Here is a 13147-nt window from a genome sequence, read left to right as displayed (position 1 = left end):
GTCCGCACTTTAAAAATTCCCCCTGAGAGACGATGCCAGCCAACTCGTCGCCGCTGGCGAGACATGGCGATGAAGCTCGTAGGCTGTCCGTGCCGCGATCACCGCATCGCTGCATTGGCACTCGTGATCGCAGGCTTTGCCCTACACCGTTCTCGGATCGTTCCGTTTGACGACGTGCCGCCGATCAACTGCGCTTGAGATAAGCCTTCCCATAATGCCGCTCCATCCGCGCCTGAATCAGCTCCAGCGCAATGGACATCAACCAGTAGATGATCGCCGCCGTAGTCAGCATTTCGATATAGCGATAGCTCGATCGACCGTAGGATTGCGCCAAAAACATCACCTCCCAAACCCCCATCACCGAGATCAGCGAGGAGTCCTTGAGCATGGAGATGAACTGGTTGGTGGTCGGCGGGATGATGGTGCGCATGGCCTGGGGCAGGGTGACGCGCCAGAAGATCACGGTTTCGCCCATGCCCAGCGCCAGCGAGGCTTCGCGTTGGCCGTGGGGCACGCCGAGGATGCCGGCGCGAAAGATTTCGCTCAGGTAGGCGCCGTAGTTCAGCGACAGGGCGATGATCCCGGCAGCGATGGCGCCGGGCACGACGCCCAGTTGGGGCAGGCCCAGGTAGATCAGCAGGATCTGGATCAGCAGTGGCGTGCCGCGAAAGAACGAGGCGTAGAAACTGGCGATGCCGAACGCCACCGCGCTGCTGGACAGCCGCGCCAGGGCGGTGATGAAACCCAGCAGAGAGGAAGCGAAGATCGAGCATACGCATAGGAACAACGTCAGCACCGCGCCCTGCAGAAAGCCGTTGGGCGCCAGGTGCACGCCCAGCAGGTTCGGCAGTTTGTCGAGGATGATCGAGAACTTCAGGTCGAAACTCAGGAAGAAACTGGCGAACAGCGCCAACATCGCCGCCCAGGTCAGGTACAACCGGGTGCGAAAACCGAAGATTCTTTGCAGGCGTGACTCAGCCACCGGTGGCGGTGGCTGAGGGGGTGGAAAAGAAGTCATTGGCTGATATCGGCGCCGATCCATTTCTGCGAGAGTTTGCTCAAGGTGCCGTCCTGTTTCAACTGAGCGAAGACTTCACGCACCTTGCTGTTCCACTCGGCGTCACCCTTTTCGATAGCGACCGAGTTGGGCTCGGAATACAGCGCCTCGCCCGCCAGTTTGAAACGCTTGTCTTCGGTCAGGCGCGGCTGCGCGGTCACCAGGTTGGTCAGCACTGCATCCAGTCGCACCCCGGCGCCGAGGCCCAGGTCTTGGAACGCTACGTTGTCGGTGTCGTACGGGGCGATCTGCACGTCCTCGAACGGATAGCTCAGTTGGGTATCTTCAGCGCCTTCGATGACCAGGTTCTTGTTCAGGTAGCTCTCGTAACTGGAGGCGCTGGTGAGGCCGACTTTTTTGCCGCTCAGGTCCTTGGCGCCGTGGATACGATCGTCCTTGGCGTTGACCACGATCACCGCTGGCGAGGCGTAGTACTGCACCGGGAAATCGAACACTTCGGCGCGCGCCCTGCTCGGCGTCATGGAGCAGATGCAGATGTCATAGCGCCCGCTCCAGTGACCGGCCGCGATCACGTCCCATGAAGGCGTTTCCAGGCGCAGCTTCACGCCCAGTTTTTCAGCGACTGCCTTGGCGACGTCCACGTCAAAACCATCGAGTTGGTTTTGATCGTTGAGGAACGAGAAGGGTGGATAGCTTTCCATCAGTACACCGACCATCTCCTTCTTCTGTTCGATGCGATCCAGCGTGGCGCCGGCGAACGCTTGCGAAGAGGCGCCCAGAAGAGTCAGGCCCAGGGCCAGCAACGGTTGTAATTTCATGTGACGTGCCCTGTTAGAAAAATAAGTTGTAGTTCTCAGATTGGTGCGTATTAAATAGTTATAAGAACGACTCCGGTAGTGAGTATTTTTCATAAGCTTATGAGTGAATCGCATATGGCCGCAGCAACGACAGTCATTCTCGATGGCGGCATGGGCCGCGAACTGCAACGCCGGGGCGCGCCGTTCCGACAGCCCGAGTGGTCGGCGCTGGCCTTGAGCGAAGCGCCCGAGGCGGTAGAAGCCGTGCACGCGGCCTACATTGCCAGCGGCGCCAACGTCATCACTAGCAACAGCTACGCCGTGGTGCCGTTCCACATTGGCGAGGCGCGTTTCGCCGCCGAAGGCCAGGCCTTGGCCGCGCTGGCGGGTGAATTGGCGCAACGGGCGGTACAGGCTTGCGGCAAAGCGGTTCGGGTGGCCGGGTCGCTGCCGCCGCTGTTCGGTTCCTACCGGCCGGACCTGTTCGATGCTTTTCGCGCCAATGAACTGTTGACGCCCCTGGTGAACGGCCTGGCGCCCCATGTCGACTTATGGCTGGCCGAGACCCAAAGCTCCACGGTCGAAGCGCGGGCGATTCACGCCGGTCTGCCGAAAGACGGCAAGCCGTTCTGGCTGTCGTTCACCTTGAAAGATGAAGACACCGATGAAGTGCCACGCCTGCGTTCTGGCGAGCCGGTGGCAGACGCCGCGGCGGTGGCGGCGGAACTGGGTGTCGAAGTGCTGCTGTTCAACTGCAGCCAACCGGAAGTGATCGGCGCCGCCATCGATGCGGCGCGGGACACCTTCGAACGCTTGGGGGTGAAGATCGCCATCGGTGCCTACGCCAACGCTTTCCCGCCGCAACCGAAGGAAGCGACCGCCAACGACGGCTTGGACCCGCTGCGCGAAGACCTCGATCCGCCAGGATATCTACGGTGGGCGGCTGACTGGCGCCAGCGCGGGGCGAGTCATCTGGGCGGCTGCTGCGGCATCGGGCCCGAGCATATCGCGGTGCTGGCGCAACGGTTGGGTTAATCCGCCTGGCGTTGGCGCCACGGCTGCGGACCTTCTTACATTTAAACTTACGGTTTTGCGGATAGGTTCGCGTCGCCTATATATATGTATGTCATTTGTGGTTGGCCAGCGCGATAGGTTCTTCGCTTTCCAACCACAATGGACAGTCAGATGCCTATTTCCTCAGGAAATGGACCCGACACTTTGTCGCTCCCTCATGTTTCTCAATTACCCGCCCTCGGCCAGACCTCCGACTTATCGAGCCCCCCCCAGGAGAAGGCGCAGGCAACGCTGTTAGGCCTGCTGGACATAAACCAGGCAGAACTGACGCGGTTGTTTGCCGGCCTTCCGACATTCGACACAGCGCTCAAGAATCTGATGGTCAATACGATCAAGGCGAAGATTCCCGAAAACAAGTTTCGTGCTTTGTTGCTTGAGCAAATCGACCCAGATCACGGGTACGTGAATCATTACTCCACTGGGTCGGACGGTGCACGTTCGTTGACCGCCTCGAAGAGTTTCAGCGAGGTTATGTGGGGTGGCTTATCGACCGGTTTGCCGCCCAACTACACGGGGAAGTCCTTGGGTTTTTTTATCCGCCCGGACAGCGTTGACGAACGTGACAGCATATTTGTCGACCCTGTGGATACGCAGATATCAAAGGCCATGGAAACGGCGCTTTATATCGAAAATCCGACAACCAACGACCGAATCAAGCAGCAGTTTCGCCAGGAGCTTGCGCTGTTTCGAAGTCAAAAATACGAGGGGGGCTCGCTCGGTACGACCACGTCGTTGACGGTGGAAACCGCCTTTGCGCATTTGCTTTCGCAACGATTCCTGCACCTTTTCGATTTATATAAGGTTGATCGGGATGCAGACGGTCAAACCCGCGGCAATGCCAGCACTCGGGATGCGGACGAAGACCGCCTGCTGGACATCATCACGACTCATCCTTCGAAGCTGGACAGAAGTCGATTGATGCGAGATCCAATTCCGCAGGTCTATTGCGTCATGCTCGATGGGGAAGCCAACGCACTTCAAAAGTGGCCCGCTGCGATGGTCATCAAACGAGCGGACCGAGAGGCGTTGTTTCTCTACTCCCTGGAAAGCGGATTGCAGCGATTTTCCTCTTTTAAGGAATTGGTCAATAAAGTCCAACCGGTCTACAAGGAACATCAGCGCACGATCCGGAATATTTCTTCTGAACTGTCCGGGCATGTCTTTGATGTTGCGGCAGAGGACTTGCTGCACCTGCAACGCGCCGCGCTTGAAGCCGTACTGGGTGCGCCTGAAAACAAAATGATCGCGGTCAGGGCCTTTGCCAACAAACTGGAAGCCGCACTGCTTTTGCCCATGCTGTCGCTCCTCGGTCCGTTGCTTTTCCGTGCGGCAACAACAATCGAGAACAAACGCCCCAATTTCTATAAAACCGCAACGCCCTTGGAACAAGCCCACTATCGTCGTCTTGAAGAACGGGTCATGGACGCGGCCTCTCGATTGGCTGGCGGGGTCCAGGGGCTGGAGCAGTTCGCCCGCGAGAAAATCAAGGATTACCTTCATCAAACCGTGCACCTGGATATCAAACCAGACCCAGACAAGACAACGATTACGCTTTTCTCAGGAACAAGCCCGGATCCAAGGAATTCGCGTGTTACCAGTTTGACTCAGCTGATGCTCGATAATGTCCGCCCGCTTCACTACCCGAACGCGATGAGGGAGCTATTGCCGGTGTATCTGGTCGACCGAGATAGCCAACGCATTTCGCACCCAGTCGCTGGCTCTCCGATCACGTTGAAGGGAGACGAGCTTGCCAAGATGGCAACAACGCTCGATATCGGCGGAAACTACGAAATCCAGCTTCAAAACGAGCTGAATAAGCCTGCTTATAAATCGGCTTGGCAGACAGCGTACCTGGCCAACTTGAAGTTCAAGCGCTACGAGGCGACGCTCAAGGGGAGCGAAGTATTCAAGGTCGAGGTGCTTGATAAGAGCCTCAAGCCACCGAAATCCAGAAAGCTGCTCGCGCTCTGGTTGAATGCCATTTTGAAATCGCCGACGGCAGCTGGACGTGGTCTGGTCTGCGAGCGACGGGTGCATGTCTTTGGTCTTCTGCTGGGCGGAAGCGTGGGCATCGGTGGGCAGGACGGGACGATGGGCAACGCGGCCAGCATCGACGGCGCGCTGATTTTTTCGGATCAGGAAGGACCGGTGATCAAGGGAACCGTCGGCGTCTATCTCCCTGACGGCCCCGAGGGCAATGACCTTCATGAGTTCTCTGATTTGAGCGATGGCATTACAGCTCTTCTTCAACAAGCGGCGTGGCAGAAGTACTTTCGTTCACGCATCAGCAGTGTCGACGAAGAAGAGATCAAAGATCTGCTGGGGCAGCACCGTCGCCGTCCTCTCATTCGGGTGGTGTTGATGACGGGGGATTTTCTGAAAACCTTTCATCAGGCACACGTCAACTTTCACAAGGCCTACGCGGATCATCGCTCTACCAGCAACCGCGATATCCAACGTCAAACTGCGCTCAGGCTCGGCATGATGGCGGTAGAAGCCATCATGGACGTGGTCGGTCTGCTTTTTACGCCGGGCTTTCGATTGCTCAAGAGTGCGGTGGACATTGGTTACCGGGCGTTCAGGACTGGGATTCCAATGGATCTGAAAACTTTGATCCGGGTGCACAATCTCGTTTCACGCAGAGGCCGACGTTCTGTCCGTGAAGTAATTCTCGCTCTAGAAGGGCAGGGGTTTTCCTTGAACATGGCCGCCCGTCAGGCCCAGGGCGATGTCTTTGCGGGGTTGCCCTTGGAAGAGACGCTTTATCGCCGTTATGCCGTGAGTGATGCGTCTTTGCTTCAAGGGGTTTCGGCGGATACTCACGGCTTTTATCGCCCTACCGTCACCGATAGTGTCACCGGCAGCGTGACTCGTCCCGTGTATGTTCGGCAAGCCGATGGGACGGTGTTCCGCGTACACGATCACACTCGGTTGAACGCTATCGAAGCCACGCTGGTCGACCCGGTGACCGGCTTGAGTATCCGTTCAAGCGGAGTGATGAGAAGTACGGTGGCACGAATGCCCGATGGCGAGTGGCGAGCCGTGGGATTTGGCCGTGGAGGAGGAAAGCGCTCGGGTGACACCCCCCCTCAACCAGGGTCTTCAAAGCCTAAAGTGCCCGCCTTGTCGCGAATGTCCGACTCAATACGCACGCCAGGCAGTTGGGACAATGAAATCATGGACCTGGTCCCAGCCATCATGACTCGCCTTGAGCGTTGGCCGCAAAACCGAAGTCTGCTGATCCGGGATGAAACATCAGCGGAAAATTATTGGTCGGTGCGTTTTACCCCGGGGCAGAATGAGCGCATCTATCCTTTGCGTCTTCACCCTGATGCGTCGGCCAATGACGTCGTCCTGAGTCGAGTCGGCAGTAATCATTACCGCTTGATCCTGAACGATCGTGTCGTAGATATCCCTGCCGATGGCGATTGCTTCTTCAATGCCGTTGCCCAAGGCCTGAACGAGGGGCAGGCGCAGGGTACGTTTTCAGTACAGGGGCTGCGTAACGAGGCCGCTGACTATATCGATCAACATCCAGAATTGAGGCAATACCTGCCGGCCCGAGAAGGCCCAGGCGTGCAGCTGGCGCTGTTTCATAACGCCCCCGCACTGAAAAATATGCTGGACATCGATGCGTTCACCGAACTGACACGGATCATCCATGGAGCCCCTAACCCGCATGGATTATTCCAGCCCGCTCTTAACTACTTGGACCTGATTGTCAGCAGAGTGGGGCGTGAAACATTGTATCGAGCGGAAAATGCCCGGTTACCAGCAGAAATATTCCAGCTCATTGGCCGCGAGCTATCCCCCCATTCCCCTGGCCGGTTACGCCGTTGGTATGGCCCTCTCTCATTGGAAGAACAGCAATCCTTGCAAAACACCTTGGAGAGCATTCTGTTGGCGCCCGTTGAGAGTGGTTATCTCACCGCAGTGCTTGAACACGATCACCTTATATTAGGTGCCGATCAGTTTCATATCATGCTCGAGTACGGCGTCACCGCCCAAGAATTGTCATGGAATCATCCGCACTCCGAAGATTTCTTTGCCATGTTCGATCCGGCAACCCATGGTCAACTCGACGAGGATCAGCTCGACGAACTCGGCGTTTCCCTGGTGTCCAGCGAAGAGTTGGAGGCGCTGGCGCAAAGACTCAAGCAGGCCACCGGTTACGTGCTCGAGGACGAAGAGCAGCTGCTGAGTGCCTACATAGACGACAATAACGCGGACCGTACGAGAAGCCTCTATCGCGGGGCGCTTGGGCGTTTTCCAGAGCTACAAAGACGGGCTCGAATTCTGCTGAGATCGTCGGTGATCGAGTGGACGCTGGGCGACCAGCTGAGGGTGAGCTTGTTTGCGAGTTGGTTGCGCAATCCGGCGCTGTCTGACGAGCGCCTTCGATTGATTGCCGCGTACGCCAGCACCCGCTATCGGGAGTTGTTATTCGATCATGACCTCGACATCAGCTGGATGCAGCCATTCGATGATCAGAATGTGCAGAGCTTCATCACTCATCAGGAGGAGTTGAGGGCGTTCCGGACGTTTTTGCTGGGGGCAGATGACGAGGAGGACATTTTTAGCGTTTCTAAACAGATGCCTTCAAACATCAGGATCAGACTTCTGTTCAACACCCCGGACTTGTGGAACTCCCTGCAGCGGTTTCCACTCGATCAAGCCAGGCAAGTCTGGGAGGATCTGGTGGGGCCGCACTTTAGCGATACCCATATTCGCTTGGCGCTCGAACGGCCTGACGCGTTACGTTCGGAGTTGGATTTTGCATTGGCACTGCAAGCCAGCCTTGGACAGGAGGAGGCCCGTGCGAATCGGATTATCCAAGGCCTTTTCGGTTTCGGCCAACGGCGAGCACAACAGTATCTGTACAATTTTGAGTTCCCCAGCCAGCGTCTTGGGCATAGCCGTCTGGACTTCGCATTGCACCTGGAAAGTCATCTGCAGATACCGGACTGGGCTTGGCAATATGCCAGGGAAGGCGTGACGCCGGACTCGCTGAAATCGTTCGGAATCATGAAAGCGGCAAAACCAAGCGAAGATAAAATCAATTAACCGATGAACATGCGCGCCGGCACACAGCGTGCCGGCGCTGCCGCTTTAAATGGCGTCTTTGGTAGCCCGTACAACGTGGCTTACGGTTTTTTCCGGGCTTGGCGGGGACGCTATATATATGTATGTCATGGCTGATCAAATAGGGCGATAGCTTCTGCACTTTCCAACCGCTTGGACAGTCAGATGCCTGTTTTTCCAGAAATTGAATCCATCAACTCGTCGCCCTCCCATGGCGATCAACTTCCCGTCGACATAACGTCTACCGTGCAGCGGGCCATCGCCGAGGCAGACGCACAGGGCCGAACGCTCAGCGCCCAAGGCAAGGAACAGCTCAGGCAACTGGCGCTGCTCGACGCCAACCAAGCGCGCATGGCCCGCTTGTTCGCGGGCCTGCCGACCTTCGATACAGTGATCGGCAACTTGCTGGTCAGCACCCTCAAGGCAAAGATTCCAACACGCAAGTTGCGAGCCCCGTTGCTTGGGCAGATCGACCCGGAAGGTTGGTATGTGAATCACTTCACCACCGACCCCGAAGGTCGGCGTTCGCTGACGACTTCAGAGCGTTTCATCGACGTCATGTGGGAGTGTCTGTCCGCCGATTCGCCGCCCATCTACACGGAAGGTGGCGTCGGTTTTTTCACCCGGCCGGACGTGGTGGATGAAGCGTCCAGCATTTTTACCGATTCGGTGGACCGGCAAATCCTCAGCGCCATGGAGTCGGTGCTCTATATCGCCAGCCCCCCAACGAGCGATGCTGTGGGGCGTCAGTTCCGGGAAGAATTGGCGCTGTTTCACGATCAGCCAGTGGACGATGACTCGCTCGATACAACGACCCCGTCGACCACCCGAACAAAGTTCGCCCATCTGCTCTCCCAGCGGCTCCTGCACTTGGTCGATCTGTACAAAGCCGATCGAAATCCAGATGCGCCCATGACCCAAGGTGCCCGGGCCCAGCAGGTCGAGGACGATCGTCTGCTGGGCATCATCAACACTCACCCGAGCAAGGCAGATCGAAACCGTCTGCTGCAAACGCCTGTTCCCCAGGCTTATGCCGTCATGCTCGACATGGGCTCAGCGGCCGCGCAAAAGTGGCCCGCTGCAATGGTGGTCAAATACCCCGAGCGACAAGGGTTGTTCCTGTACTCGATGGAAGCGGGCCTGCAACGATTCCAGTCCTTCCAGGACCTTGTCGGCGCGGTATGCCCCGTCCATCAAGGGCTACCGCGCACGATCCGCGATATTTCCTCCGAGCTGTCCAACCATGTCTTTGAAGTGGCGGCTGACGATTTGCTCAAGGCTCAGGGCGCCGCGCTCGAAGCAGTATTCGATGCCCCGGAAAACGAGACGCTTGGCTTGAGGGCTTTTGCGCAGAACACAGAAAACGCACTGGGTTTGCCGATGTTGTCGTTGGCCGGTCCCTTGCTGGCCCGCCAGCAGTGCCTGATCGAAGACAACCGCCCCGCGAGCTATAAAACCGCGACACTGTCGCAAAAGGCCCGGTACCGCCGTCTCGAAGAGGATGTTTTTCAAGCGCTCCATGACGTGGGCGACGGCGTTCAGACGTTATGGCAATTCACTCGTCAGAAAATCAAACAGTACCTGCGGCAAACCGTGCATCCGGGCATAGATCCGGATCCGGACGAGACCCTGGTCACGCTATCGTTCGGCAGCCGTGCCAATCCCAGGCAGAGTCGCACGTCGCCTCTGACCCAATTAATGCTGGATAACCTGCGCCCGAGTCAGTTTCCCAACGCCATGCGGGAAGTGCTGCCGGTGTATCTGGCCGATCAACAGGGCCAACGGATCCGGCATCCCGCCAACGGCTACTTCATCACCTTGGCGGGGGGCGAGCTTGCCAGGATGGCCGTGAGCATCGATGCCGGTGGCCGTTATGAGCACTATTTGCGCGAAGCCATGAATAAAACCCAGTACAAGGCGGCTTGGCGGACAGCCTATCTGGCCAATCTGAAATTCAAGGCCTATGAGGCTGGGCTCAAGGAAGATGAGGTCTTCCGGGCCACTGTGGTGGATAAGGCTTTCAGTCCGCCCAAACGTCAAAAGCAGGTTGCGCTCTGGTTGAACGCTGTTCTGCAATCGCCGGCGGCGGCCAGTCGGGCGCTCGTTTCCGGTCGAAAGGTGCAGGTGCATGGCCTCCTGTTGGGTGGAAGCACGGGCGCTGGGGAGCGGCATGGCACGATGGGGAATGCGGTCAGTGTTGATGGTGTGATGTTTTTTTCTGATCAGGATGGGCCCGAAATCAACGGCACGGTAGGTGTTTATTTTCCGGACAGTCCGCAGGGTGACGACATCCACGAGCTCGACGACCTGAGCGACGGCATTACCGCGCTCCTGCAACAGGCGCAATGGCAGGACTACTTTCGCTCGCGAATTTCCACGGCTGACCCCGAGGAAATCAAACGGACCCTGGGCCAGCGCGTCAGACCGCTGGTTCGCGGCGTTTTGATCGAGGACGATTTTCTTGAGGCGCTCCACCGAGCCCATGTCAATTTTCACAGTGCTTATGCGGACCATCGTTCCAACAGCAATCGGGAGGTCCGGCAGCAAATAGCCGTCAGGATGATGATGGTGGCGATCGAGGTGGTGCTGGACTTGGCCGGTATGCTGTTGGTGCCCGGTGTCCAGTTGCTCAAGCGTGCCGTACAAACCGGCGCGTTAGTGCTCAGGACCGGTGCGGTGCCCATGGACCTGGGCACCCTGGCATTCGTACACGAAGTGGCGCGCCATGGAACGCGGCGCGCGGCCCGGGCAATGGTAGTGCCTTCTCGGGGCCAGGCTTCATTCCTCGCGTTGACGGCGCGGCCGAGCAAGGGTGGGGTCCTTCTAGGATTGCCATTGGAGCAAGCGCTTTATCGCCGTTATGCCGTGACGGACACCGCGTTGACACGAGGGTTTTCGGCAGACTCCCAGGGATTCTATCGTCCCCAAGGCAGCGGCGCGGTGTACATCCGCCAACCCGACGGGACGGTGTTCCGGGTGCATGACCAGACGAGGCGGATGGCCACGGAGGCGACTCTGGTCGATCCCGTAACCGGGCTAAACATTCGCTCCAGTGGCGTGATGAGAAGTACCGTTGCGCGCATGCCCGATGGTGAATGGCGCGCCGTGGGATTCGGCCATGGGGGAGGCAAGCGCCCCGGGGGGAAATCGCCACAGCCCGGTCCTTCCAAGCCCAAGCTGCCAGCGCTGGAGTCTCTCGATGTGGCCCGCTCGATACGCACGCCAGGCAGTTGGGATAACCAGATCATGGACCTGGTGCCGGCCATCATTACCCGCCTGCCAAGTTGGCCGCAAAACCGCAGCCTGGTCATCATTGATGAAATCACCCCGGGGCGTCATTGGTCGGTACGCTTTACGCCGGGCGAAACCGAAGTCATCTATCCGATGAGGGCCCATCCAAATGAAACGGACGCCGACGTCCTCCTGAGGCGAATGGGCAGCAACCATTACCAGTTGGTGCTGGAGGATCGCCCGGTGGATATTCCCGCCGACGGTGATTGCTTCTTCAATGCCATTGCCCAAGGGCTGAACGAGGGGCAGGCGCAGCCGCGTTATTCAATACAGCAATTGCGTAACGAAGCCGCGGATTACATCGATCACCACCCGGAGCTAAGTCATTACTTGGTGTCGCAGCCTTCCATGACCCACCAAGCGCTGTTCGATAATGCCCGTGTGTTGGACCTTATCCTGGACGAGAAGGCGCTGCTCGATCTCACTCGGATCATTCATGGCGGTCCCAATACCCTGCGTGTGTTCGAACCTGCCCTGAACTACCTGAATACTTACGCCAGCAATTTGGTCTCGAATCAAACAACGGGCGCCGTTTTGCCAGCAGAGATACTGCAAATGATCGGGAGTTTCCTGGCGCCTCGGTCGAGGGGATTGTTAAGGCCAAAGACTGCGCCCCTGGCCCCGCTGGAAAGGCAGCTTGTGCAAAAGTATCTGGAAGGCATCCTGCTGGGTACTGCTGAGCCTCATCTGATCGCTGAATTGCTCGAAAGCCGGTCTTTTACGTTGTCTCAGGACCTCAATCATATTTTGCTGGAGTACGGTCTTACCACGCGACAGTTGAGATACAACAACCCCTTGAGCCAAGAGCCGTACGTCCGGTTCGATGAGGCCATCCATGGCAACCTCGACGAGGATGAATTGGAAGATTTGCTCGATGGCGCTTATCTGGTGAACAGCGACGAACTGTACGATTTACAGCATGAGCTCAGGAGTGACTTGGGAATAGACGTTCGGGAAAACGCGGAGCTGTTTGACTGGTTCAAATACAATCAAGCGGTCGAGGGCATCGTCGAGTTGCTTGAAAAAGCGCTTACACGTTTCCCCGAGTTGCGAAGGCGAGCCGAAATCCTGCTGAGCTCCCCGGTCGTCGCCTTGAACCTGGGCGGCATGTTACGGGTTAATTTCGTGGCCAACCTGATACGTAATCCGGCGATATCGGATGAGCGGCTTACTCTCATTGCCGAGTACGTCAGTACCCGTTATGACGAGCTGCTAGGGGATGAGCACATCGATGTCGATTGGATGGGCCTTTTCGATAATCGGAACCTGCGAAGTATTGTGACGCGGCGCAAGGAGCTCACCGGATTCCTGAGCCATGTAGGGGGGGCGTGGGGTGTCGCGGAAGAAACCGATATACCCTCCATCGCCAGATTGTTCAGCCATCTGGGACAGCCGGTTTCCGATAGTCGGGTTGCGCTTCTATTGGATACGCCCGGTTTGCTGCCCGCCGTCCAGAATCTTCCGGTGCAATATCGTTGGCGCGTCTGGGCCGAATTGACCGGCCCCCACTTCAGCGATGCCAATATCCAAGAAGCGCTTCAACACCCAGAGGTGTTCAGCTCCCCGGAAGGCCTGGTGACAGCCTTGCGAGCCAGCCTGGGGCCGGAAGAAGCTCGTGCGAACCAGATTATCCGGGACGTATTTGCCATTGGCCAAAGCCAGGCCCAGGTATATCTGCATCACTTCGATTTCCCCGTGGGACGCCTGGGCCGTAGTCGCCTGGATTTTGCGTTGCACTTGGAAAGCCATATGGCGATACCGGAGTGGGCGTGGCAATACGCAAGGGCAGGGGTTACCGCGGATTCGCTCAAGCATTTCGTGGCGAAAAAACCGCAGTCGAACTGAGTGATCCGGCTGACGGTTGAATCATGACCCTGGCGAGCAG

5 protein-coding genes are annotated in these 13147 nt (G+C 57.7%); 3 read left to right on the top strand and 2 right to left on the bottom strand.

The genetic code is table 11. From position 1 onward, the window contains the following. Positions 1-184 precede the first annotated feature (184 nt). Both J3P95_RS25040 and J3P95_RS25035 read right to left on the bottom strand, forming a co-directional pair. Complete coding sequence (locus J3P95_RS25040) at positions 185-1018, bottom strand: amino acid ABC transporter permease (protein ID WP_434579312.1); 834 nt, start codon at positions 1016-1018, stop codon at positions 185-187. Beyond that, positions 1015-1836: an ABC transporter substrate-binding protein gene (locus J3P95_RS25035; RefSeq protein WP_434579314.1), complete on the bottom strand. Its 822-nt coding sequence runs from the start codon at positions 1834-1836 to the stop codon at positions 1015-1017. The genes J3P95_RS25040 and J3P95_RS25035 overlap by 4 nt, the downstream gene beginning before the upstream one ends. A gap of 114 nt (positions 1837-1950) precedes the next feature. On the opposite strand from J3P95_RS25035, the gene J3P95_RS25030 reads away from it, so the two are divergent. From J3P95_RS25030 to J3P95_RS25020, 3 genes are all read left to right on the top strand, one after another. Continuing rightward, positions 1951-2850, top strand: a complete 900-nt coding sequence (locus tag J3P95_RS25030) for a homocysteine S-methyltransferase family protein (RefSeq protein WP_434579315.1) — start codon at positions 1951-1953, stop codon at positions 2848-2850. 150 nt (positions 2851-3000) lie between these two features. After that, positions 3001-7953, top strand: a complete 4953-nt coding sequence (locus tag J3P95_RS25025; protein ID WP_434626230.1) for a dermonecrotic toxin domain-containing protein — start codon at positions 3001-3003, stop codon at positions 7951-7953. A gap of 369 nt (positions 7954-8322) precedes the next feature. Beyond that, positions 8323-13107 carry an OTU domain-containing protein gene (locus J3P95_RS25020; protein WP_434579319.1) on the top strand — a complete coding sequence of 1595 codons (4785 nt, stop codon included), beginning with the start codon at positions 8323-8325 and terminating at the stop codon, positions 13105-13107. The last annotated feature ends 40 nt before the right edge of the window (positions 13108-13147 follow it).

Source organism: Pseudomonas sp. Z5-35 (assembly GCF_051131945.1).
Classification (GTDB): Bacteria; Pseudomonadota; Gammaproteobacteria; order Pseudomonadales; family Pseudomonadaceae; genus Aquipseudomonas; species Aquipseudomonas marvdashtae.
Note: the sequence above shows the minus strand (reverse complement) of the source record. Positions and strands in the feature narration are given on the sequence as shown.

What these genes read in the sequence shown, in the direction of transcription:
- J3P95_RS25035 (WP_434579314.1), bottom strand. Translation starts at nt 1,836, where the DNA reads ATGAAATTACAACCGTTGCTGGCCCTGGGCCTGACTCTTCTGGGCGCC.
- J3P95_RS25020 (WP_434579319.1), top strand. Translation starts at nt 8,323, where the DNA reads ATGGCCCGCTTGTTCGCGGGCCTGCCGACCTTCGATACAGTGATCGGC.
- J3P95_RS25030 (WP_434579315.1), top strand. Translation starts at nt 1,951, where the DNA reads ATGGCCGCAGCAACGACAGTCATTCTCGATGGCGGCATGGGCCGCGAA.
- J3P95_RS25025 (WP_434626230.1), top strand. Translation starts at nt 3,001, where the DNA reads ATGCCTATTTCCTCAGGAAATGGACCCGACACTTTGTCGCTCCCTCAT.
- J3P95_RS25040 (WP_434579312.1), bottom strand. Translation starts at nt 1,018, where the DNA reads ATGACTTCTTTTCCACCCCCTCAGCCACCGCCACCGGTGGCTGAGTCA.